Source organism: Ructibacterium gallinarum, from assembly GCF_014982785.1.
In the GTDB taxonomy this organism is placed as follows: domain Bacteria; phylum Bacillota; class Clostridia; order Monoglobales; family Monoglobaceae; genus Ructibacterium; species Ructibacterium gallinarum.
Genome location: NZ_JADCKB010000001.1, coordinates 1 through 23,208 on the forward strand (window position 1 = coordinate 1; position 23,208 = coordinate 23,208).

Sequence of the window (23,208 nt, forward strand, 5' to 3'; positions counted from 1 at the left end):
CTATTGAAAATATTTCTACTTGATTTCGTTCTTTCTTGTTTGTTCTTAGCATTTTTATCACCCAACCTTATTTTACCACATAACAAACAAAAAGCCCAGCTTTTGCTGAGCTTTTTCGACAGGCTGAAACTCCTCATTGCCAAAATGGCAATGAGGAGTTGGTTTTCTTTCTTGATAAAATTTCTTTATAAAATAAAGAATATCAGTTTAAACTTTAAAATGCCGAAATGCAGACGGCAAAGAAATCTCCTGCTCTATCTGTTTGGAAGTAACCCAAACTGTATCCTTATACTCTTTCCTGCACAAAACCAGATACCCAATCATATGCCACTCCACATGGGTAAAAACATGACGCGCTTTTCCTAAAGCAGTTATTTTCTCTAGCACAATTCCCTGCGCCTTCAAATATTTCTCCGCTTCTATTTTAGACAGACAGCCTTCCGTATTAGGATACTCCCACAACCCAGAGAGCAAACCTTTTTCCATTCTTTTTCGCACCGCAATCTTATCACCGCACTGCAAAAGGAAAACTGTTTTTTCCTCTATTCGTCTTGGCTTTTTTTCTTTCTTTATCGGCAATTCGTCTGTACGATTTTGTTGGAATGCCAAACACCAATCCGCAATGGGACAATCTCCGCATTTAGGCATACCATTTGGCAAGCAGACCACGGCCCCCAACTCCATTAAACTTTGCGTAAAATCACCGCACCGCTTTTGTGGATAAATCTTTTTCAATGCAAAAAAGAAGTCTTTTTTGACCTGTTCCAACTGAATTTCCCGCTCCTCCCCCGTTACTCTTGCGAGCACACGAAGGACATTGCCATCCACCGCAGGTACTGGCTGATGAAAAGCAATAGATGCAATGGCGCCTGCCGTGTATTCCCCAATTCCCGGGAGACAAAGCAACTCTGCATAGCTTTGCGGCATTCTGCCTCCATACCGTTCCATGATGATGACTGCCGCTCTCTGCATCTGAAAAACGCGGCGGTAATATCCCAGTCCTTCCCACAGCTTAAGCAAAACCTCTTCTTCTGCCGCTGCCAGCGCCGCAATATTCGGAAGCACTTTCATAAACCGGGAAAAATACGGTTTCACCGCCTCTACTCGGGTTTGCTGCAGCATAATTTCCGATACCCAAACATAATAAGGCGAAGGATTCTCCCTCCACGGAAGCTCCCGATGTCCGCTGTCATACCAAACAAGCAACTGCTTGGTTAAAGCTGCTGGTAAAATAATTTCTTTTGTTGTCTCTTTATGCACATCCGCACCTCATTCGCCCCTATATTTTACTTGTTAATCTATCATCAATGTCTTTCCTGCCGGAACCATATAATCCTTGTTCTGCCATGCAAAATATAGATCCGTGTTGGTGGGATTTTCAACCAATGTCATATTGACATTAAACCGCAGCTGCCGATATGCCAAAATATAATCAAAAATTTCTATATTCGTTGCATACCAAATATCAGACTGACCGCTAATCTGTTCTGCAAAATTCTCAATTACATTCCAGTTATCATTCTGCTCAAACTCATAACTATGTCCCCACAAGTAAAACATCATAGGCGAGGACTGGCTTTGTGCTTTCATGAATTTTTCTCCCAGTTCCATCAACCGAGGATTGTTATGGTGACAGGTAGCCGGCAGCCGGAGCCAGTCCTCAGAAATGCCAAAACCTTCTGTGCTAACCGTTGTTCTGGCATATACTATTCCCGCATTCTTGACCATTTGTACTACATCAGAACTGGTTGTGCCAAATGGATACGCCATACCACGCACCGTTCCACCAAAGATCTCTTCCAGCCTTCTGCGGTCTTCCACGATCTCCCACTCTGCTCTGCCCGGCGGAAGCTGTTCCAAAAAGGGGTGGAACAACCCGTGGATCGCCACTTCCTGTCCAGATCCCTTAAACAAAGACTCTATTTGCTGCTGTGTCATTCTTCTGTGGATCTGCCCTTTCGGATAAACTGTACCTTCCGGTGCAAACAGTCCCGCATTGATGTTAAAGGTCCCCTTCAAACCATTTTTGTTCATAATCTCCATCAGCCGGATATCCTGCTCTACACCGTCATCATAACTCATAGTAAACGCCTTTGCTTTTCCACCGGGAAAACGCATAAATAAACTTGCCATGATACTTCTCTCCTTATTTATAAAAGTTCATAAAAATTCTGAATATATTGATCCGCTTCTTTTTGAAGCAATTCTCTGTCCGGCGCCGCGCTGGATTCTTCTACTACCACAACCTGCATTCCTATTTTTTTTGCAGTCCTGAGCGCGGTTAAAATATCCTCAAACAAAACTGCCTGATCTGCCGTACAACCAAGACGCCGCAAACATTCCAAATAAATATCAGGGCTGTTTTTTCCCTTTCCCACATCATCGGCAAAGGTAAACACATCAAACAAATCATACACGCCGTTGTGCTTTAAACAAATTTCACAAAGGGTTCGGTCACAGGAGGTCACAATTCCCATAGCAATCCCCCGTTCCTTTAAGTGCTTAAGATACTCCTCTGCCCCCGGTTTTAAACGAATTTTTTGCGCATAGGCCTCATACACCATATCCGTCCATTCCTGGCGAATCTCCTCCGGAGTCATGGGCAGTCCAAATAATTTTTGAATATAAGCGGAACTCTGGGTCAAGCTCATATGTACCACCTCATTTAGCACATACTGCGGCGTTTCTAATCCATGACTTGCCAGAAAATCAATCAACAATCGATCCCAAATCCACATGGAATCCACCAACGTACCATCTAAATCAAATAGGGCTGCCTTTTTTTCCATCATAAATATTTCACCTTTTCCTTGAGCGCCGCAGCTGCACTGCGGGGATCTTTACTCGCCATAATAGCCGATACCACTGCAATGCCATCAATACCAGAACCATAGATCTGACCAATATTTTCAGCATTAATTCCACCGATACCCACTATAGGGATGGTGGTCTGTGTCTTAATTTCCCGCAAAGCCTTTTTGCCGATCCAAACCGCATCCTTTTTGGTAGAAGTAGGAAACACTGCTCCCACACCAATATAATCCGCACCATCCGCCTTGGCCTTCCTAGCTTCTTCCAGATTACCCGCCGACAAACCAAGTATTTTATTTTCTCCCATAATTCTTCGCGCTACCGCGGCAGGAATATCGCTTTGTCCTATATGAAGGCCATCGGCTTCTACCGCCAGCATAATATCGAGACGGTCATTAATAATCAGCGGAACATGATAATATTCTGTGATTTTTTTCAGCGCCAGCGCCTCCTCATAAAACGCCCGGGAACTAATGTCCTTCTCCCGCAGCTGAACCAAGGTCACACCGCCTAAAATCGCCTTTTCCACTGTTTCCGTCAATTTTTCCCGAGAGCACAGGTCCGTATCCGTTACAAGATACAGCTCATAACAGTTCGCCACCGTAAACCTCTCCTCTCTCCATAATGTCCTTTTCTCGAATCAGATAAATGGCATCCATCATCTTTACCCGGAATGTTCCTATCCCATCACCATTTTTTCTACAGGCTTCTGCTGCATATTCTCCTGCCAATCCCAACAAAACTACGGCTGCTACCGCACCGTTTAAAGCCCCTCCGGCCGCACACGTAGCTCCGGTCAACGCAGAACACATGCAACCGGTACCGGTCACATCACAAAGCATGGGGTCACCATTTTTGATATAAAATATTTGTTCTCCGTCCGACACCAAATCAATCGCTCCGGTAGCGCAAACCGTACATTGATATTTCGTGGCAAGCTCCTGCACCATTTTTCCGCATACCTGCATATTTTCTTCATTGACGGCATCCTCAGCGGCCGCATCCACACCGCGGCTTTGTATCGCCGCTCCAGACAACGCACGAATTTCCGAAAAATTACCTCGAATCACATCCGGACGTACTTCATTCAAAATCATCTGCGCCAAATCATCTCTCAGTCTTGAAGCTCCAGCACCAACCGGGTCAAAAATAACCGGAATACCAGTCTGTTTTGCTTTTTTCCCTGCCATAAGCATAGTAGAAACGATTTTCTGATCCAAAATCCCCAGGTTTAAAACCAGCCCTTGAGAAATAGAGATGATTTCATCTATTTCCCGCTCGTCCTCTGCCATGATCGGAGAACCGCCTGCGGCAAGTAAGATATTGGCACAGTCATTAATCGTAACCCGATTGGTAATGCAATCAATCAACGGTTTTTCCTGCCGCAGTTTTTGCAGTGTTTTCACAATCTCCAATAACATTTTTTCATTCTTTTGTTGCATTTGATGTCTTTCCTTTCCTATTCGGTTTCTTCTTTCCACATCCGGTAAAAATGATTGGTTGGCCCGCAGCCGCTGCCCATTTCAATAGCATGTTCTATGGCACCGGTCACATACTCCTTTGCTTTGCGAACTGCCTCTATCACCCTATCACCTTTTGCCATATATGCTGCAATAGCCGATGATATGGTACAACCTGTACCATGCGTATTTTTTGTTTCGATTCTTTTTCCGGGAAGCCATATTTTTTCCTTCCCATCAAATATCAAGTCATCCGCATCTCCCTGAAAATGGCCCCCCTTTATGACCACAGAATGTGCTCCCATAGCATAAAGCTGTTCTGCGGCTATCTCCATATCTCGATGTGATACTATCTTCCTATCACACAGGATTTCCGCCTCGGGAATATTCGGCGTCAGCACCGCACCAAGAGGCAAGAAATACTTCTTCATGGCAGAAACCGCGTCTGGTCGGAGTAAATGAAATCCGCTCTTTGAAACCATGACCGGATCAATGACTATCACAGGCGGCTGATATTTTTTTAAGGCCGCCGCAATCACCTTTATAGTCTCTGGCACCGAAACCATACCCACTTTTACGCCATCCGGGGGGACATCCTCAAACACCGCCTCCAGCTGTTTTTGTATCATTACCGGCGAGATATCCTGGGAGTCCAGAACTGCTGCAGTATTTTGTGCCGTTACCGCTGTGATCACGCTCATACCATAACAGCCCAAAGCGGAAAACGTTTTAATATCCGCTTGAATACCCGCGCCGCCAATACTGTCCGAACCGGCTATGGTCAAAAGTTTTTTCAATCTCTGTTCCCCCTCTCAGATGGTCACTTCTTCACCGCCCAGAATACGATTCATGTTCCGCACCGCACATTGTTCCCCGCACATAGTACAGGTATTTTCTTCTCGGGGCTTTGAACCTTCTCTGTACTTTCTGGGCTTTTCCGGATCCAAAGCAAGCGCAAACATCTTTTCCCAATCCAGCGCCTTGCGGGCATCGCTCATGGTATTATCCCATTCTCTTGCACCTTTCACACCTTTTGCAATATCACCCGCATGCGCGGCAATTTTTGATGCTATGATTCCCTCTTTCATATCCTCAAGATCCGGCAGGCAAAGGTGTTCTGCCGGCGTCACATAACACAAAAAATCAGCACCGTTTGCAGCAGCAATTGCCCCGCCAATCGCACTGGTAATATGGTCATAGCCCGGAGCCACATCGGTCACCAGCGGACCAAGCACATAAAAAGGCGCTCCATGACACAACCGCTTTTGCATGGTCATATTGGCCGCAATCTCATTAAGCGCCATATGTCCCGGTCCTTCTACCATAACCTGCACATTTTTCTCCCAGGCCCGTTTGGTCAGTTCTCCAAGTACAATCAACTCCGATACCTGTGATGCATCAGTGGAATCATCAATACAGCCAGGACGGCAGGCATCTCCCAAGCTAATCGTCACATCATACTGTGCAAAAATATCCATCACTTCATCATAATATTCATAAAATGGATTTTCATTCCCCGTCATTTCCATCCAGGCAAACAACAAGGCACCGCCCCGGGATACCAAATTCATTCTCCTGGGATTCTTTTTTACAATCTGTGCAGTGGCACGGTTGATACCGGCATGAATGGTCATAAAATCCACTCCATCCTCAGCATGCTGCCGCACTACCCGCATAAAATCGTCTTTAGTAATATCCTTCAGTTTTTTTTCACAATATCCAATGGCATCATACACCGGAACCGTTCCCAGCATGGCAGGAGAAATGTCAAGAATTTTCTTCCGCATTTCTCTTGTTTTTCCATAATTGCTCAAATCCATAATGGCTTCCGCTTTCATATTGATGGCAGTCCTAACCTTATCCAGTTCCTTTTCCACATCGGCACAGTCTCTGGAAATTCCCAAATTGACATTAATTTTGGTTCGCAGTCCCTCACCGATTCCTTCCGGACTTAAGTTAGTATGGTTTTTGTTAGCAGGGATACAAACTACCCCTCTTGCTGTTTTCTCCACCAGATCATTAATGTCCATTTCTTCTTTGGCCGCAACAATCTCCATTTCCGGTGTAACAATTCCTTTTTTTGCTGCATCCATTTGTGTGGTATAATCCATTTTTACTCCAGCCTTTCTTCTCACGTAAAATAAATCTTTCAGCACCTTATCCGTGAGCAGGATAAGGCGGAAACACCAAGAAATAACACTTCATGAAAACAAAAAGGGCTTATCTTCGCAGAATGACGAAGATAAGCCCTTAGTTTTCAATTCAGATGCTTTCCTACGTCGGTATCAGCCGAATCAGGTTCAAAGGGTCAGGCAAAAGCCTTCTCAACCGCAAGGTTCCCCCAGCATTTCTCTTTTCTGCTTATGCACTATTATACGACAACAACTGATAAAATGCAAGTATTATTTCTCATAATCTTCCGAAATAATGTATCATATTACTGAATACTATACCCACCTTTTATCATAACAATAACATCTGTGTCAGCCGTAAATCCACGGCCATCCGCCACTGGAACAACAAGCTGATGATTGGAAGGCATAGCTGTACCATTTGCGAGGTCATAACCGCTGGTGGTATCAGCAAGTCCGCCTTTGGCAGTAGCAATAATGGTTCCTTGTCCCATTCGGAGAATCAGCTCTGTTCCGGCCTCACAAATCACTTTTTTCCCGGCAGATACATTTACCACCATATAACTGTCCGAACTGGGAGTAACCACCCCTTCAGAAGCGGCAATACCAAACCGCTCATCAATGTACGCCTTAATTTCCGGAATTACTTGATCGACAATATAGCTTTTGGTAACTACTGGATCATCAGTGTCACCAGGCGCAGAAAATACCACAGCCGTTCCAATTACTACGAGACAAATACAGAGAGTAATTCCTGCCCCTAAAAGCCTTTTTCTATTTTTCATTGTTTCTCTTCCTTTCCGCTGTAACAGCATAGGATTTTATGCCGCTTCCAACGGAAAACGGCATTAGGTCAGGCCGAATGAAATTTCCAGCGCCTCATTGACCTTGTCCATTAAATTTTCATCCAAATGTCCAATTTTCTCCTTTAACCGGCGTTTATCTATGGTTCTGATCTGCTCGGCCAATACCACCGAATCCCGGGACAAACCATATCCCCCCGCATCAATTTCAATATGCGTCGGCATTTTGGCCTTGTTGATCTGTGATGTAATTGCTGTTGCAATTACCGTTGGACTATAACGGTTTCCGACATCGTTCTGAATAATCAGCACCGGACGGATTCCGCCTTGTTCTGAGCCCACTACCGGACTCAGATCCGCATAATAAATGTCTCCTCGTTTCACTATCAAGATTTTCACGCTCCGCAAGTTCAGATTCAGATGCGAACAGATACATTGCTGTGTATCCGGCTTTAACAGCTGAAACTGCAGAAGCATTCGTTTGTGCCTCCGGCTCAAACCGCGCTGTACCCAAAATTTCTCAAGTCTCTACCTCTCCGCAAAACGGCACCGCGCGGAAAGCGGTTTCAGAATCTTTTGTTAAAGCATCCTTCCCTCACTGGCATTTTATGCGGCTTGGCTGATTTTGGTACATAATCTTTGGACGGCCTGTCGGCGAACAATGATAAGCTTATGTACTTTCTAAAGATGGATCAGACGGAAACCGGCGGGTCAAGAAGGTAATTGTGTACCTCCTCTACCTTACCGCCGCGGAAATAAACCCGCGGAATCCGCTTGCCGATGACGCAAAGGATTTCGTAATTGATTGTCCCCATTTTTTCGGCAAGGCTCTCTACCGGTAATTCTATATCATCGCTCTTGCCGAACAAAATGACATCGTCGCCGATAGCTATATTATTGACATTTGTTACGTCAATCATACATTGATCCATACAAATATTTCCCACAATATTACATAATTGATTTCCTGCAATCATTTGTGCTTTTTGCGATAAAATTCTTGAATATCCGTCCGCATATCCAACCGGAACGGTTGCTATTTTGGTGACTTTTTCCGTTTTAAATTTCCGGCCATAGCTGACACTGACACCAGCTTCCACCTCTTTCAGATTTGTAATACGCGCCTTAAACTGCATGGCAGGCTGAAGATGCAGACGAGAACAATCCACAAAACTCGATGGCTGAAGTCCATAAAGAATAATGCCGGGTCGAACCATATCCATATGCATCTCCGGAAAACGAATCAGTGCCGCGCTATTACAGCAATGCCGCAACGGTATATGCAAACCGCTTTCCTGCAGGCGGTCACAAATTTTCTGAAACCGCTTGAACTGTAAATAAGTATAGTCATCATCTTTTTCATCCGCAACGGAAAAATGTGTAAAAATCCCATCAATATCCAAATTGGGAAGCACCGCCATTTTCAAAATGGTATCCACCGTTTTTTGGTTCATCGCTTCATCCTCGGTATATCGAAAACCCACGCGGCTCATGCCGGTATCAATTTTAATGTGAATTTTTGCTCTTTTGTTTCTCTTCACTGCTGCCCGGGAGATACAGCTTGCCAGTTCATAGCTGAAACAGCTGGGAATAATATCCTCCTCCACCAGCTGTCCTGCATCCTCATTGGCAGTATGTCCCAAAATCAAAATAGGACATTGTATTCCGCATCGGCGCAGTTGCACCGCTTCATCAATACAGGCAACCGCCAAACTGTCTGCACCTCCGCCAAGCAGTGTCTTTGCTACTTCCAAATATCCGTGGCCATAAGCATCGGCTTTAACCACGCCTAAAATTTTTGTTTGCGGACGCACATACTCCCGAATCCTGCTAATATTATTTTCAATGGCATCTAGGCTGATTTCCGCCCATGCCCGTTTTTCTGCTATCATGTTATTGACTACCCCTCAAACTTCCCCTATTACGGCATAAACACCGCATCTTCTATCTCTGCATTGGGGACAAATTTCTCATATTCTACCCGCAAAACCTCACTGCCATCTGCATCTACCGTCACCAATTGCCGAGGCGTTCCAGAATCCGCATCCACCAGTAACGTCTGGCTAAACCGCCGCGGATTGTTTTCTCTTCCCGCCACCGTCATTGACACCAGCCCCTGTTCATTTTCCTGCAGCTGCGGCAACGGTTTGGTCTCAAAAAAAGCAGTAGTAAAATCTGTCAGCAGCATATAATCAGATTCCATATTTTCTATACCGCGGGTCAGTTCCATAACCGGCGCCTGTGCGCCATAAAACCGCATGGCATCTCCGTCCATGATACAGACCGTTCCTTCCATTTCTGAAGGTTCCAGCACTTCAAGACGATATTGATCCGGCGCCCGCCAGTTTTGGTACATTTTGTACTCCTGCTTTCCCTGTCCGTTTGACACCGTTACTTTAATTTCCGCGGTAAAGCTTTGTAAATCCTTGTAATATTCTGCAATCGTATCTTCTCTATCACCGCCGCAGGCAGTGACGCTCATCATCAGTATAACGATCAAAAAAACCGATATACTTTTTTTCATACCTTCCTCCGCATCTGCCGCCAAAAAACGGCTTATGGATTTTGGAGCTTGCAAATGGCAAAAGGCAGTTTACTCACTACATCAGAAGCAATCATTCCGAATTCACCCAATTCGTCAGCCGCCAGGTCTCCTGCAAGTCCGTGCAGAAAAGCCCCCAAAACTGCAGCATGATATCCGGAAAGCCCCTGTCCCAAAAGGGAAGCAATCACACCAGAGAGTACATCACCCATACCGCCGGTTGCCATGCCACTGTTACCGGTGGGATTACAATGCACCTCTCCCCGCGGAGAAGCAATCACCGTATTCTTTCCCTTAAGAAGCAAGGTTACACCCCAACGCACCGCAAATTCTGCCGCCGTTCCTTCCCGGTCAGCCTGAATCTCTTCTATGCTCTTACCGCAAAGCCGTGACATTTCCCCAGGATGCGGCGTCAACACCACCTCTCCTTGCTTTTGCTCCAGTATATCTATATGCGTGCTCAGCGCATTTAGACCATCCGCATCCAGAAGCAAAGGTGTTTTTGTTTGCAGTATTTTCTCTATGGTTCTCCAAAGCTCCGGTGCAGGCCCCAGTCCGGGGCCGACCGCACACACATCAGAAACTTTGGCTTTCTCCCATATCTGCTCCGCCCCCGAGGCATCCAACATGCCATCTTTCTCAGGCAGAGGCAAAGTCATGGTCTCTGTCAGTTTCACCGCCAATACCGGCTGTTCGGATACCGGCGTTCCCACTGTCACCAGGCCACTCCCCGTCCGAAGCGCCGCCTGTGCACACAAAACGGCAGCACCAGTCATTCCTTTGGAACCCGCCAAAACAAATACCCGACCGGCGTCGCCTTTGTGCATATCCTCCCGCCGTACAGGCAGAAGCGCACGGTATGTTTTAATCTGTTCGGCAAGAAAACCGCCCACTGCATTTTCTTCACCGCAGACCACCGCCACTGCAATGGTCTTTGAATGGCTAATGCTTAAATCTACCGAAGATGGCGTTCCCATAAAATACAGAATAGGTTTCCCCAATTCGTCATGCCTGATTTCAATATCCTTCCAGCCAAACCCTCGCATTCCAGTCCCCATATATTTGGAAAAGGCCTCTTTGGCTGCATAAAATCCTGCAATACTCTCATATGGCGCGGTTCTTTGTTTCAGATAATCGCTCTCCTGCCGTGTAAACACCCGCTTCACAAAGGTGTCCAGATTTTTCATCCGTGCAAACCGCTCTATCTCTATAGCATCAACACCCGTCTTAATCATTTAAAAACACCTTCTGCGGGTTATACCGCCGAATACCTTCCTTAATTTTATCGTTAGGGTTAAAAATCAGCATTTTGCTTCCATTATCATCCTGATACCGGATAAAGAACACCCCTTCATCCTGAGGATGGGTACAAGCATAAATCTTTTTGATATTCCGATCTTCCAGAAAACGTTTGTATTCCCGGTTTTTATTGCTTGCCATCATATCGATTTTCCGTACATTGACTTCAGTAAGCCGCTTTCTGCTTCGCACATTAATAATTTTATCTACATCCAGCGCACCATTGGTAAAGCAATATTCATATTCCAGGTTAGTGGCCGTGATCAAAAGATACAGCAGATAAATCAGCGCACAGCAAGCAACAAAAATAATAAACCCAATGCCTTTGATTGCCATCCCCATTACCATAATCAGCAAAAGCAGAAGGGCGCCGAAAATACAAGCCACAATGCGCAGATAATCCAATCCGGTTCGTTTCTTTTTTACCAATTGCTCCACAAATATATCCATATTTTACCTCCAAAAACATTTTATCCCGCAAAACACAACATCACCTATTTTACTATATCATAGCACACTCTTTTCAAAAATTCAATCTTTTTTTCTTTCCGAAGTTTCCCTACAAAAAAACGCCTGCAAAAGCAAGCGTTTTCCTTTATTCCTGCGCATTCTGCGCTTTTTCATAAAACGCACGAACCTGCTCCTGACCACCGTTTCGCAAATAGGTCGTAGAAACCTGGCAAGCCACCAAGATCGTCATCACTTCTGCTCCGTCCGTGTTCGTTATATATGCGGTCTCAAAATCCACCTCCAGCACCGGGTCATCCGAAAACGCCCAAGTGTCACTGACCTGCTGGAGTTCTTTCAGCTTTTCCAAGCTATCCACCGCCGAAAGTGTATTAGCGAGGCCAGGATAAGTGGTTTTTTCTCCATATTTTTCTGTCAGTGCTTCTTCTATCTTCTTAATCCATTTAAAATCTTCCTGTGCGGGATTCTGTATGACCAGCCGGTAGCCTGTGCGGTAAATCGTATCGGTAAATTCCTCATAATCCCCGGCTTCCAACGCCACCTCAACATCACGGCCCAAAATGGATACAGGATGATCCAAGAAATAGACCCCTTTCAAGTTAGATTCTTGAAATTCGCCTTCCCCCTTCAGCGCTTCAAAAGCCTCCTGCCGGCCATGTCCGATATACTCCGCATAAGGAAAGCTAAGCGCTTCTGCCTCAACATTTTTTCCCATATCCTGTGCCTTTTGATTCTGTTCACTGCAACTGCTGCAAAGCAACAAGAGTATGACCATCATAAAAACAACTGTTTTTTTCATACATTCTCCCCTCTTTCTTCCTTATATTTTGGCTTAATTATATTGTACGATAAAGCTTTTGTCAATTCTTTTCTATATCCCGTAAAAAAGTTGTCCATGTTTCCATAATCCCAAGTTCTTTTTTTACTGTAAACGCATATTTATAGTATAAAACACAAAAGCCAACAGGAGGGTTACTTATGAAAAAAGTATGGCACATATCTGACCAATTCATCAGGGAACTGAACAATAACCGCCGGGCATACCTGATTACCGCAGGCATATTTCTGCTTGGAATCCTGGCAGGAAGTATCATCGCCGCAAGCGGAAACGGCAATACCGAATTGAAAGAGTATTTTGATCATTTTCTATCGGGATATCCTCTTCAGGGAGCCGCCCACTCCGAAATTTTTCAGCTTTCACTGACGAACTATCTGCGCATGGCAGTATTGCTTTGGTGCTCTGGCTGGTTTTTCTTCTTGCTGCCGCTGGGTGCTTTTCAAATAGGGATGAAAGGCTTTAAAACCGGGTTTACCATAAGCTATCTGATGCAGTGCTATCACCTCAAGGGTGCACTGCTGGCTCTGTTGTCCGTCCTGCCACAAAATCTGATCCTGATTCCGGCTCTTTGCTTTTATATGGTTTATCAAACCAAATTCGCGGCAGACCGCCGGCATTTGCGATCTCTGAATAACATCTCACCCCTAAAACGCCAGGTTTATCTTCATAACCTGCTGATGACGGGTATCTTTCTCGCACTACTTTTGCTATGTGCCTTTATTGAAAGCTTTATTGTTCCCACATTGCTTCAGCCCGTATGCGGGCTGTTCCTATGATTGTTTTTGCCGAAGAACAAAGATTTTTTGTGTTTTTGATAAAAAACACTTGTCAATTTTAAAAAAATTTTGTAAAATGAAAGAATGATAAAGGGAGGAATCATTGTGGACGTATTAATTGATGAATATCTTGCCTATCTGAAAGGCAGCCAAAATGTTTCAGCAAACACCCGGGAATCCTACCGGCGTGATATTCTGAAATATGCCAAATATCTGGAAGATCTGCAAATTCAATGCGTCAATGAATGCAGCAACACCACGATTATCAATTATCTTCTTTCCATGCAGAAACAGGGAATGGCCTCTTCCACCATTTCCAGAAACCTGGCTTCCATAAGAGCCATGTACCGTTTCCTGCTGAGCCGCCACCATATGACAAATGACCCTACACAAAACATTCACGGCTTTAAAACTGAAAAAAAACTACCCCAGATTCTCACCAGTCAAGAAGTTGAAATTCTGCTGGAGCAGCCAGTTTGCAGGGATTTTAAGGGCTACCGGGATAGAGCTATGCTGGAACTTCTATATGCAACCGGTATGCGGGTTTCTGAACTAATATCCCTGCGCATTTCTGATGTACATCTGGAAGTCGGATACATCAACTGCACCCATCACGGCCAAGAACGGGTCATTCCCATATATACCGCGGCACGCGAAGCAATCCGCGCCTATCTTTCCCGGGCACGTTCCAAACTCCGGGAAATACAGGATCCTGATATTCTGTTTCTTAATCTCAACGGAGCGAAGCTGACACGGCAAGGATTTTGGAAGATTATCAAATATTATACCCAAAAAGCCGGCATCAAAAAAGACATTACACCGCATACCCTGCGTCACTCGTTTGCCATACATCTGCTGGAAAATGGCGCTGATCTAAAATCCATTCAGGAAATGCTGGGGCATACGGATATTTCTTCTACACAAATCTATGCTCAAATTGCCAAAAGCCGGCTGGCAGATGTTTACCAAAAAGCGCACCCCCGCGCCCATTCCTGAGCAAACAAGCAAAAAGCAGATTTACATTTATACCATGCCATATTTTAACGGCAGATAAGGAGATTGTTATGAAAGTTTTGATTATTGGCGGCGGCGGCAGAGAACACGCCATCGCATGGAAACTGAACCAAAGCCCTAAAGTTGATAAAATTTACTGCGCTCCCGGAAACGGCGGAATTGCACAAATCGCAGAGTGCGTACCCATTCCGGTGATGGAATTTGATAAACTGACCTCATTTGCTAAGGAAAACGGCATTGGTCTAACTGTGGTTGCGCCGGATGACCCATTGGCCGCGGGCGCGGTTGACGCCTTTGAGGCAGCTGGTCTTCGTGCCTTTGGCCCCAATAAGGCCGCCGCAGTGATAGAAGGCAGTAAAGCATTTTCGAAAGACTTGATGAAAAAATACCGGATTCCCACCGCCGCATACGAAATTTTTGACAACAGCAATGATGCCATCGCATATGTAAAATCCCAGAATCAATACCCCACTGTGGTAAAAGCAGATGGTCTGGCGTTGGGCAAAGGGGTAATTATTGCCAAAGATTTTTCGGAAGCCGAACAGGCCATTCATGAAATCATGGATGACAAGGTTTTTGGCGCGGCAGGCGGTAAAGTTGTTATTGAAGAATTTCTTACCGGCCCTGAAATATCCGTTCTTGCATTTACCGATGGAAAAACACTAAAGCCTATGGTATCCGCTCAGGATCACAAACGTGCCTATGACAACGACCAAGGCCCCAACACCGGCGGAATGGGCACTTTTTCACCCAGCCGCATTTACACCGAAGCCGTGGCGGAGGAATGCATGGAAAATATTTTCCTTCCAACTATGCGAGCCATGAACGCCGAAGGCCGGCCTTTTAAAGGCGTTTTATACTTTGGCCTTATGAAAACGCAGGAAGGCGTCAAGGTAATCGAATACAACTGCCGTTTTGGTGACCCTGAAACCCAGGTGGTACTTCCCCGGCTGAAGACCGATTTGTTTGACATTTTTAACGCCGTCATTGACGAACAGCTCAGCGAGATAGAAATCCAGTGGGAAGACAATGCCGCTGTCTGTGTGGTTTTGGCTTCCGGTGGCTACCCCAAAAAATATGAAAAAGGCTATCCAATTCAAGGGACTGCGCAAGCCGAAGCAGCCGGCGCACTTTTGTTCCACGCCGGAACCGAACTGAAAAATGATATACTTTATACCGCGGGCGGCCGGGTTTTGGGCGTCACTGCCACAGGCAAAGATTTAAACGCCGCCATTGCACAGGCTTACCGCTATGTTTCTATGATTTCTTTTCAGGATATGCATTACCGAAAAGATATCGGCATAAAAAAACAGGAAGCTTGATGCGAAAATAAAAAAAGATACGCCAGCCGAATCAAATGATTTGGCTGGTTTTGTTTATTTTCACAAGAATATCCAAGGAAAAAACACTTGATATTTTCGCTCTATCATAGTATAATAACAGGATACGTAATAATTTGATAAAGAAAGCGGGTTTATAACATATGACCAAAAACAGACTGACTCTGCCCCTTGTTCCGCTCAGGGGAATGACCGTATTTCCGGGTATGACGCTGCATTTTGATGTTGGGCGTCCCCGCTCTATCGCCGCGGTGCGCAGAGCAATGGATACGGATAAATATATTTTTTTGTGCTATCAGACAGATATTGCTGTCGATCAGCCCCAGGCAAAGGATCTTGCACAAATTGGAACGATTGCAGAAATCCGGCAAATTCTCAACCTGCCCGACGGCAATATCCGTGTACTTATCAACGGACTGGACCGGGGAAAAATCACACGTTTTACTGAGCTGGATCAACTGGTTGAGGTCAACGTGACACGACTGGAAGATATTCCTGCATCTGATGATATACAGATTCAGGTGCTGGTTCGCCGGATGTATCACCTTGTTGAGGAATTTTTATCCCTGTATGACCGTCTTTCCCCGGAAGCCATGACCTCCCTTTTATCCATCGAGAATCCGGGTGAGCTGACCGATGTTGTCATTTCCAATTTTCCGGTCAAAGCGCAGCTGAAACAGGAAATTCTTGATGAAATATCTGTAGAGGCCCGTCTTAAAAAACTGATTGCTATTATTTCTCATGAAATTGATATTTTGAAAATTGAAAAAGAACTTGCAGACAAGGTGCAGGAATCTTTAGACGAGAACCAGCGTGAGTATGTCCTCCGCGAAAAATTAAAGGTCATCCAAGAGGAACTGGGAGATGGCGCATCCGCAGAAGACGACGCACAAAAATACAGAAAACAAGTCAACAGCCGCCAGCTTCCCCAGGAAGTAGCGGACAAGCTAAATGAAGAAATCACCCGGCTTACCAAAACCCATCCTTATTCTCAAGAATATGGAGTGGTACAAAATTATATTGAAACTGTACTTGCGCTTCCATGGGACCACAAAACCGAAGATCGGCTGGACCTGGAAACCGCCAAAGCCATTTTGGAGCGGGATCATTATGGCCTCCAAAAGGTAAAGGAACGTATTCTTGAATACATTGCAGTACGCAAACTCTCCGGACAGCCGAAAAATAATATTCTCTGCCTGGTAGGTCCTCCGGGAACCGGAAAAACTTCCATTGCACGCTCTCTGGCAGAAGCGCTGGGCCGCAATTATATCCGCATCAGTCTTGGAGGCGTACAAAATGAATCCGAAATACGCGGACACCGCAAAACCTATGTTGGCGCCATGCCCGGCCGCATCATAGATGCACTAAAACGCGCAGGCAGCAGTAATCCGCTGATGCTGTTTGATGAGATTGACAAGATGTCACATAGCTATAATGGTGACCCTGCCTCTGCCATGTTGGAGGTTTTTGATCCGGAACAAAATCAAAGCTTCCGAGATCACTATATTGAACTGCCGTTTGATTTATCCGGGGTGTTATTTGTAGCAACCGCAAACTCACTGGACACGGTTCCAAAACCTCTTCTTGACCGTATGGATATCATGGAAATTAGTGGATATACCATGGATGAAAAAATGAATATTGCAAAAAAATACCTTATTCCCAAACAACGGCGCATGCATGGATTGAAAGCTTCTCAGCTAAAATTCAATGCCTCTGCACTGCCCGCTTTAATCGAAAGCTATACACGGGAATCCGGGGTTCGTTCTTTAGAGCGCAGAATTGCCGCTATTTGTCGAAAAGCCGCTGTAAAAACAGTAGAAGATTCGGCAGAAGGCCCCATATCCGTCACCGCCAAAAATTTGAGTGAATTTTTAGGAAAGCCAATTTATCATTATGATAAAACCGCCGCCCAGGATCAAATCGGGCTGGTCAATGGACTTGCATGGACGGAAAGCGGAGGAGATACCCTGAGTATCGAGGTAAATACCATGTCCGGTACCGGGAAACTCGAACTGACCGGAAATCTGGGCGATGTAATGCAGGAATCCGCAAAAGCCGCCCTCAGCTTTGTGCGTGCCAACGCCTTTCGATTGGGAATTGCCCAGGATTTTTACAAAAAGCTGGACATTCATATCCATGTTCCCGAGGGAGCCGTTCCCAAAGACGGTCCTTCTGCAGGAATCACCATGGCTACCGCTTTGGTTTCCGCCCTCAGCGGCAGACCGGTCAACCGGCTGGTTGCCATGACAGGAGAAATTACCCTGCGTGGCCGAGTGCTCCCCATTGGCGGCCTGAAAGAAAAAGCACTGGCCGCATTTCGCATGGGAATAAAAACCATTGTCCTTCCCTTTGACAATAAACCCGACTATGAAGAACTGCCGCAGAACCTGAAAGACAGCATATCGTTTGTCTTTGCCAAAGATATGAATACCGTATTAAAAACAGCGCTGCTGCCTGTATCAACTGCAAAAAAGCAACCGCTGCAAAAAGAAGTGCGGTACATAGATGCCTTGATTTCCGGATCAGAACAAAAAGAACGGGTACGGGCAGACCATTTCCAGCAAATATAGCAAAACCGTATCTTCCTGCACCAAAAGCCAAAACGGCAGAATGGAGATTTTTCATGGAATATATTGATGCAAAGCTTCTTATTACGGCGGTAAAACCGTCTCAGTATCCAGATACTTTGGTACCAGAAATTGCCTTTGTGGGTCGTTCTAATGTTGGGAAGTCATCCTTGATCAACTGTCTTACCAACCGGAACAAGCTGGCCAGGACAAGCAGCACCCCAGGCAAAACCGCCACCATCAATTTTTATGATATTGCCGGGCGATTCCGGCTGGTGGATCTGCCTGGCTACGGTTATGCCAAAGTATCCAAAACGGAGCAAGAACGTTGGGCAAAAATGATTGAAACCTATCTGACCGACCGCTATAACCTGGTACAGGTGATTCAGCTTGTTGACGCCCGGCATAAACCCACGCAGGATGATATTACCATGCTCAACTGGATTCGTCGTTTTGGCTACACGCCGGTGGTGGTAGCAACCAAACTGGACAAGCTGAAAAAATCACAGATTGAATCAAATCTGACCTTGATTTATCATACCCTTGCGCTGGATGACAGCTGTTTTCTTCTGCCTTTTTCTGCCGAGAAGAAAACCGGCCGAGAGGATTTGGCAGAATTCATAGATACGCTTTGTTCCCGGTTTCATCCGGAACAGCAAAACATTTTGAAAAATACTGCGAAGGAGTGATCACGCATGATCAATAAACCGCGAGGGACCGAGGATATTCTACCCGCAGACAGTATTCTGTGGCAAAAAATCGAGCAGGCGGCACGGGACGTCTGTGCCGTATATGGTTACCGCGAAATTCGTACCCCGGTGTTTGAAGACACTTCCCTGTTTCAGCGAGGCGTAGGAGATACCACTGATGTGGTACAAAAGGAGATGTATACCTTTGAGGATAAAGGCGGCCGGAGCATTACACTGCGTCCAGAAGGAACCGCGTCACTGGTCAGAAGTTTTATTGAAAACTCCCTGTATGCCGATCCTCAGCCTACCAAGCTGTTTTACCTCATCTCATGCTACCGCTATGAAAAACCTCAGTCAGGTCGTCTGCGGGAATTTCATCAGTTTGGCGTGGAATGCTTCGGCGGAACCTCCGATGCGGCAGATGCAGAAATCATTGCCTTGGCACTGGCCTTCTTTGAACGCCTTGGCGTCAAAGATTTGAAACTCAATCTAAACAGCATTGGCTGTCCGGTCTGCCGGAAAGAATATAATGAAAAACTCCGGGAATATTTTTCCCAATATAAATCTGAACTTTGTCAGACCTGCCTTTCCCGTCTGGAAAAGAATCCTATGCGCATCATTGACTGCAAGTCTGAAATTTGTTCTAAAATTGCCAAAAACGCCCCTCGCATGATTGACCATCTCTGCGAGGACTGCCGGCAGCATTTTAACAAAACGCAAAAATATTTAGACAGTATGAATATTTCATATACCATAGACCCCCACATTGTACGGGGTCTTGACTATTACACGCGTACCGTCTTTGAAATTACCTCTGACGCCCTTGGGGCACAGTCCACCGTATGCGGCGGCGGGCGTTACAACGGCTTAGTGGAAGAATTAGGCGGAAAGCCCACTGAAGGCATCGGCTTTGCCGCAGGTCTTGAACGCCTTGTCATGATCATGAAACAGCAAGGCCTTGACCAAAACTGTACGTCTGCCCCACCTCGACTCTTTCTTGCCGCACTAGGTGAAGAAGCGGAAGTAGCGGCACAACAACTGGTCTTTGCACTTCGCTCCATGGGTTGTTATGCAGAACGAGATCTTTGCGGCCGCAGTCTGAAAGCACAAATGAAATATGCCAACAAACTGGGTGCCGCTTTTAGTATGGTACTAGGCGAAAGCGAGCTCAAACAGGGTGCTGCCGGATTGAAAAACATGGAAACCGGCGAGGTACAAGATATTGCACTGACCGCAGAGGCAATCTATAATCAAATCAAATGAGAAGAATGACTATGGAGGTTGATCGTTATGGAATTTGAAACAATGGCAGGCTTAAAGCGCACCCATATGTGCGGGCAGCTGACTGCCGCAAATCAAGGTGAAACCGTCACACTGACCGGTTGGGTTGCCCGTAACCGGAAACTGGGCGGCGTTAATTTTGTCACCTTAAGAGACCGCACCGGCATTATTCAGCTGGCGTTTAATGACCAAAGTGACAAAAAAGTATTTGAAAAATCAGAACAGCTCAAAAGCGAATATGTGATTGCCGCAGTGGGAACCGTCCTCCTGCGGACACCGGAAAATATTAATCCGGACATGAAAACCGGCGAAATTGAAGTATTTGTCAGTGAACTGCGTATTTTAAACGGCGCTGAAACACCTCCTTTCTATATTGAAGAAAACATAGATACCAATGACGCTCTGCGGCTGAAATATCGTTATCTGGATCTTCGGCGTCCGGATATGCAGCGGAATATGATTTTGCGGCATAAAGTGGCCAAATTGGCACGGGATTACTTTGACGAGCATGGTTTTCTGGAACTGGAAACGCCAATGCTTACCAAAAGCACCCCGGAAGGCGCAAGAGACTATCTGGTCCCCAGTCGCGTCCATCCCGGAAGCTTTTACGCATTGCCGCAGTCGCCTCAGCTATATAAACAGCTTTTAATGCTGGCAGGCTATGACCGGTATTTTCAAATCGCCCGATGCTTCCGTGATGAAGATCTGCGTGCTGACCGCCAACCTGAATTTACCCAGCTGGACATGGAACTGTCATTTACCGACATTGATACCATCATTGAAATTAATGAAGGCTTTTTGAAAAAATTGTTTCATGACGTTTTAAACCTGGACATTCAAACGCCTTTCCAGCGGCTTCCTTATGCCGAGGCCATGGAACGCTACGGCTCAGATAAGCCGGATACCCGTTTTGAAATGGAATTTGTTAATATTTCCGATGCCGTCAAAAACTGCGGCTTTAAGGTATTTACCCAGGCCATTGAACAAGGCGGCAGCGTCCGCTGTATTGTAGCAAAAAATCTGGGCGACAAAATGACCCGCAAGACTTTAGATCAGTTGGCCGAATATGTAAAGACCTATCGCGCCAAAGGAATGGCCTGGATTGTCGTAGAAAAAGATAATCTTCGGTCACAAATCACCAAATTCCTTTCCGAAACAGAAATACAGGATATTCTTGATGCAACCGGAGCACAACCCGGCGATGCCATCTTAATCATTGCAGACAAAAACAATATTGTCTACGATGCACTGGGCAATCTGCGTCTGGAAGTAGCACGACGCTTTGATTTAATTGACAAAACCAAATTTAACTTCCTCTGGGTGACCGACTTCCCGCTGCTGGAATTTGATGAAGAAGAAAATCGCTATGTTGCCAAGCACCATCCCTTCACCCATCCTGTGGATGAAGATATTCCCAAACTCAAAACCACACCGGGAGAAGTTCGGGCGAAGGCCTATGATATTATTCTAAATGGAACCGAGATTGGCGGTGGAAGCCTGCGTATTTTCCACACTGACCTTCAGGAACAGATGTTTGAAGCGCTAGGTTTTTCCAAAGAGGAAGCTTGGGAACGCTTTGGATTCTTGATGGAAGCTTTCAAATATGGAACCCCGCCTCATGGCGGACTTGCTTACGGCCTTGACCGGCTGGTTATGCTGCTGGCCGGCTGTGATTCTATCCGAGATGTCATTCCTTTCCCCAAAGTTCAAACCGCAGCAGAGTTAATGAACGGTTCTCCATCACCGGTAGATCAGAAGCAATTGGATGAACTGGGCATTGCGGTAACAGTAAAACCAGAAAAGGAAAATGAACAAAAGTAAACTTCGTGTTTCACGGCAATACTGCTCTGAAACAAAAAGAAAGGATACAGTACGATGCAAAATGTTTTTGATACCTTAAAAGAACGCGGTCTGATCGCGCAAACCACCCACGAAGAAGAAATTCGTAAAATTTTGGGGGAAGAAAAAATTACTTTTTATATTGGTTTTGACCCCACTGCTGACAGCCTGCACATCGGACACTTTATGCAGCTGATTGTGATGAAGCATATGCAAAACGCAGGTCATCGCCCCATTATTTTATTGGGCGGCGGCACTACCATGGTAGGAGATCCCACCGGGAAAACCGATATGCGTCCCATGATTACACAGGATGTCATTCAACATAATGCGGATAATTTCAAAAAGCAAATGTCTAAATTCATTGACTTCAGCGACGGCAAAGCGCTCATGGTCAATAACGCCGATTGGCTCCTTGACCTGAACTATGTGGATTTTCTGCGGGAAGTGGGCGTTCACTTCTCAGTCAACCGCATGCTGACTGCGGAATGTTTTAAGACCCGTCTCGAAAAGGGCCTGTCCTTCCTGGAATTTAATTACATGCTGATGCAAGGCTATGATTTTTATAAGCTGAACCGGGATTACGGCTGCTTAATGGAATTTGGCGGTGATGATCAATGGTCCAATATCTTAGGCGGGATTGAATTGATCCGGCGCAAAGAAGGCAAACAGGCTTATGGCATGACCTTTACTCTTCTTACTACTTCTGAAGGTAAAAAGATGGGGAAAACCGAAAAAGGTGCCTTGTGGCTCGATCCGGAAAAGGTGTCGCCTTATGAATTCTATCAATATTGGAGAAATGTTGATGACAAAGACGTCATTCGCATGCTGAAACTGGTGACCTTCCTGCCCATGGAGCAGATTGCAGAATATGAAAAGCTGGAGGGTCAGGAGCTTAATAAAGTGAAATGTATCCTTGCCTATGAAGTTACCAAAATGGTGCACGGCGAAGAAGCTGCAAAGGCTGCAAACGATGCCGCATTGGCTATTTTCAGCGGAGGCAATACCGAAAATATGCCTTCCAAACCCATTGCCGCAGCCACCATACAGGATGGTATGAATATCCTGGACCTGCTTACTGCAGTAGAGCTGGTACCCTCCAAAGGTGAAGGACGCCGTCTAATTCAGCAAAATGGGCTTAGTATCAATGGTGAAAAAGCCACATCGATTGAACTAAATATTACGGCTGACAATTTCCAAAACGGTGAATTGATCCTGAAAAAAGGCAAAAAAACCTTTTTAAAGCTTATTTTGGAGTAATGACGAAACACTCCTGTAATGTTTTGTTAGATGTGCACAAAATATCAAAATCAATTTTTACACATTGTACAAAATTAACTATTGAA

22 protein-coding genes and 1 riboswitch are annotated in these 23,208 nt (G+C 45.5%); of the genes, 8 read left to right on the forward strand and 14 right to left on the reverse strand.

Annotated features, from left to right (window positions below; genetic code table 11):
• Window positions 1-207: 207 nt before the first annotated feature.
• The 14 genes from mutY to INF28_RS00070 all read right to left on the reverse strand — a co-directional run bounded on the left by mutY (window position 208) and on the right by INF28_RS00070 (window position 12,314).
• A complete protein-coding gene (mutY, locus tag INF28_RS00005) occupies window positions 208-1,260 on the reverse strand; it encodes an A/G-specific adenine glycosylase (RefSeq protein WP_226391416.1) in 1,053 nt (350 codons plus the stop codon).
• A gap of 33 nt (window positions 1,261-1,293) precedes the next feature.
• Window positions 1,294-2,133 (reverse strand): polysaccharide deacetylase family protein, encoded by an 840-nt coding sequence (locus INF28_RS00010; RefSeq protein ID WP_226391417.1) that lies wholly within the window; start codon window positions 2,131-2,133, stop codon window positions 1,294-1,296.
• Between the two features lie 17 nt (window positions 2,134-2,150).
• Window positions 2,151-2,792: an HAD family hydrolase gene (locus tag INF28_RS00015; protein WP_226391418.1), complete on the reverse strand. Its 642-nt coding sequence runs from the start codon at window positions 2,790-2,792 to the stop codon at window positions 2,151-2,153.
• On the reverse strand, window positions 2,789-3,412 hold the full coding sequence (gene thiE, locus INF28_RS00020; protein ID WP_226391419.1) for a thiamine phosphate synthase: 624 nt from the start codon (window positions 3,410-3,412) through the stop codon (window positions 2,789-2,791). Before thiE ends, INF28_RS00015 begins: the two co-directional genes overlap by 4 nt.
• On the reverse strand, window positions 3,396-4,232 hold the full coding sequence (gene thiM, locus INF28_RS00025) for a hydroxyethylthiazole kinase (protein ID WP_226391420.1): 837 nt from the start codon (window positions 4,230-4,232) through the stop codon (window positions 3,396-3,398). Before thiM ends, thiE begins: the two co-directional genes overlap by 17 nt.
• Window positions 4,233-4,270: 38 nt before the next feature.
• Entirely contained in the window at window positions 4,271-5,068 is a 798-nt protein-coding gene (gene thiD / locus INF28_RS00030; protein WP_226391421.1) for a bifunctional hydroxymethylpyrimidine kinase/phosphomethylpyrimidine kinase, read from the reverse strand.
• Window positions 5,069-5,083: 15 nt separating this feature from the next.
• Window positions 5,084-6,382, reverse strand: a complete 1,299-nt coding sequence (thiC, locus tag INF28_RS00035) for a phosphomethylpyrimidine synthase ThiC (RefSeq protein WP_226391422.1) — start codon at window positions 6,380-6,382, stop codon at window positions 5,084-5,086.
• A gap of 143 nt (window positions 6,383-6,525) precedes the next feature.
• Window positions 6,526-6,624: riboswitch (TPP riboswitch) on the reverse strand.
• Window positions 6,625-6,708: 84 nt separating this feature from the next.
• Entirely contained in the window at window positions 6,709-7,188 is a 480-nt protein-coding gene (locus tag INF28_RS00040; protein WP_226391423.1) for a hypothetical protein, read from the reverse strand.
• 63 nt (window positions 7,189-7,251) lie between these two features.
• A complete protein-coding gene (locus tag INF28_RS00045; RefSeq protein ID WP_226391658.1) occupies window positions 7,252-7,596 on the reverse strand; it encodes a type II toxin-antitoxin system PemK/MazF family toxin in 345 nt (114 codons plus the stop codon).
• A gap of 302 nt (window positions 7,597-7,898) precedes the next feature.
• Window positions 7,899-9,098, reverse strand: a complete 1,200-nt coding sequence (alr, locus tag INF28_RS00050) for an alanine racemase (RefSeq protein ID WP_226391424.1) — start codon at window positions 9,096-9,098, stop codon at window positions 7,899-7,901.
• Between the two features lie 29 nt (window positions 9,099-9,127).
• The gene (locus tag INF28_RS00055; protein WP_226391425.1) at window positions 9,128-9,730 is read right to left on the reverse strand and encodes a LolA family protein; all 603 of its coding nucleotides are present in this window, start codon (window positions 9,728-9,730) and stop codon (window positions 9,128-9,130) included.
• A 32-nt stretch (window positions 9,731-9,762) separates the two neighbouring features.
• The gene (locus INF28_RS00060) at window positions 9,763-10,983 is read right to left on the reverse strand and encodes an NAD(P)H-hydrate dehydratase (RefSeq protein WP_226391426.1); all 1,221 of its coding nucleotides are present in this window, start codon (window positions 10,981-10,983) and stop codon (window positions 9,763-9,765) included.
• Window positions 10,976-11,497, reverse strand: a complete 522-nt coding sequence (locus tag INF28_RS00065; protein WP_226391427.1) for a DUF6106 family protein — start codon at window positions 11,495-11,497, stop codon at window positions 10,976-10,978. The genes INF28_RS00060 and INF28_RS00065 overlap by 8 nt, the downstream gene beginning before the upstream one ends.
• A 145-nt stretch (window positions 11,498-11,642) precedes the next feature.
• On the reverse strand, window positions 11,643-12,314 hold the full coding sequence (locus INF28_RS00070; protein ID WP_226391428.1) for a hypothetical protein: 672 nt from the start codon (window positions 12,312-12,314) through the stop codon (window positions 11,643-11,645).
• A 179-nt stretch (window positions 12,315-12,493) separates the two neighbouring features.
• Between INF28_RS00070 and INF28_RS00075 the strand changes: the two genes are divergently transcribed.
• The 8 genes from INF28_RS00075 to tyrS all read left to right on the forward strand — a co-directional run bounded on the left by INF28_RS00075 (window position 12,494) and on the right by tyrS (window position 23,122).
• Entirely contained in the window at window positions 12,494-13,129 is a 636-nt protein-coding gene (locus tag INF28_RS00075) for a stage II sporulation protein M (RefSeq protein ID WP_226391429.1), read from the forward strand.
• A 105-nt stretch (window positions 13,130-13,234) separates the two neighbouring features.
• Window positions 13,235-14,125: a site-specific tyrosine recombinase XerD gene (gene xerD, locus INF28_RS00080; protein WP_226391430.1), complete on the forward strand. Its 891-nt coding sequence runs from the start codon at window positions 13,235-13,237 to the stop codon at window positions 14,123-14,125.
• A 68-nt stretch (window positions 14,126-14,193) separates the two neighbouring features.
• The gene (gene purD, locus INF28_RS00085; RefSeq protein ID WP_226391431.1) at window positions 14,194-15,465 is read left to right on the forward strand and encodes a phosphoribosylamine--glycine ligase; all 1,272 of its coding nucleotides are present in this window, start codon (window positions 14,194-14,196) and stop codon (window positions 15,463-15,465) included.
• A gap of 161 nt (window positions 15,466-15,626) precedes the next feature.
• Window positions 15,627-18,056: an endopeptidase La gene (lon, locus tag INF28_RS00090; RefSeq protein ID WP_226391432.1), complete on the forward strand. Its 2,430-nt coding sequence runs from the start codon at window positions 15,627-15,629 to the stop codon at window positions 18,054-18,056.
• 53 nt (window positions 18,057-18,109) lie between these two features.
• A complete protein-coding gene (gene yihA / locus INF28_RS00095; protein ID WP_226391433.1) occupies window positions 18,110-18,742 on the forward strand; it encodes a ribosome biogenesis GTP-binding protein YihA/YsxC in 633 nt (210 codons plus the stop codon).
• A gap of 6 nt (window positions 18,743-18,748) precedes the next feature.
• On the forward strand, window positions 18,749-20,005 hold the full coding sequence (gene hisS / locus INF28_RS00100; RefSeq protein WP_226391434.1) for a histidine--tRNA ligase: 1,257 nt from the start codon (window positions 18,749-18,751) through the stop codon (window positions 20,003-20,005).
• 27 nt (window positions 20,006-20,032) lie between these two features.
• Complete coding sequence (aspS, locus tag INF28_RS00105) at window positions 20,033-21,844, forward strand: aspartate--tRNA ligase (RefSeq protein WP_226391435.1); 1,812 nt, start codon at window positions 20,033-20,035, stop codon at window positions 21,842-21,844.
• A gap of 54 nt (window positions 21,845-21,898) precedes the next feature.
• Window positions 21,899-23,122 (forward strand): tyrosine--tRNA ligase, encoded by a 1,224-nt coding sequence (gene tyrS / locus INF28_RS00110; protein ID WP_226391436.1) that lies wholly within the window; start codon window positions 21,899-21,901, stop codon window positions 23,120-23,122.
• Window positions 23,123-23,208: the final 86 nt, after the last annotated feature.

Excerpts from the sequence above, each read along its gene's own strand:
- INF28_RS00010 (WP_226391417.1), bottom strand. The coding sequence starts at position 2,133 with ATGGCAAGTTTATTTATGCGTTTTCCCGGTGGAAAAGCAAAGGCGTTT.
- INF28_RS00015 (WP_226391418.1), bottom strand. The coding sequence starts at position 2,792 with ATGATGGAAAAAAAGGCAGCCCTATTTGATTTAGATGGTACGTTGGTG.
- thiM (WP_226391420.1), bottom strand. The coding sequence starts at position 4,232 with ATGTTATTGGAGATTGTGAAAACACTGCAAAAACTGCGGCAGGAAAAA.
- thiC (WP_226391422.1), bottom strand. The coding sequence starts at position 6,382 with ATGGATTATACCACACAAATGGATGCAGCAAAAAAAGGAATTGTTACA.
- INF28_RS00040 (WP_226391423.1), bottom strand. The coding sequence starts at position 7,188 with ATGAAAAATAGAAAAAGGCTTTTAGGGGCAGGAATTACTCTCTGTATT.
- alr (WP_226391424.1), bottom strand. The coding sequence starts at position 9,098 with ATGATAGCAGAAAAACGGGCATGGGCGGAAATCAGCCTAGATGCCATT.
- INF28_RS00055 (WP_226391425.1), bottom strand. The coding sequence starts at position 9,730 with ATGAAAAAAAGTATATCGGTTTTTTTGATCGTTATACTGATGATGAGC.
- INF28_RS00060 (WP_226391426.1), bottom strand. The coding sequence starts at position 10,983 with ATGATTAAGACGGGTGTTGATGCTATAGAGATAGAGCGGTTTGCACGG.
- INF28_RS00065 (WP_226391427.1), bottom strand. The coding sequence starts at position 11,497 with ATGGATATATTTGTGGAGCAATTGGTAAAAAAGAAACGAACCGGATTG.
- INF28_RS00070 (WP_226391428.1), bottom strand. The coding sequence starts at position 12,314 with ATGAAAAAAACAGTTGTTTTTATGATGGTCATACTCTTGTTGCTTTGC.
- INF28_RS00075 (WP_226391429.1), top strand. The coding sequence starts at position 12,494 with ATGAAAAAAGTATGGCACATATCTGACCAATTCATCAGGGAACTGAAC.
- purD (WP_226391431.1), top strand. The coding sequence starts at position 14,194 with ATGAAAGTTTTGATTATTGGCGGCGGCGGCAGAGAACACGCCATCGCA.
- lon (WP_226391432.1), top strand. The coding sequence starts at position 15,627 with ATGACCAAAAACAGACTGACTCTGCCCCTTGTTCCGCTCAGGGGAATG.
- yihA (WP_226391433.1), top strand. The coding sequence starts at position 18,110 with ATGGAATATATTGATGCAAAGCTTCTTATTACGGCGGTAAAACCGTCT.
- hisS (WP_226391434.1), top strand. The coding sequence starts at position 18,749 with ATGATCAATAAACCGCGAGGGACCGAGGATATTCTACCCGCAGACAGT.
- aspS (WP_226391435.1), top strand. The coding sequence starts at position 20,033 with ATGGAATTTGAAACAATGGCAGGCTTAAAGCGCACCCATATGTGCGGG.
- tyrS (WP_226391436.1), top strand. The coding sequence starts at position 21,899 with ATGCAAAATGTTTTTGATACCTTAAAAGAACGCGGTCTGATCGCGCAA.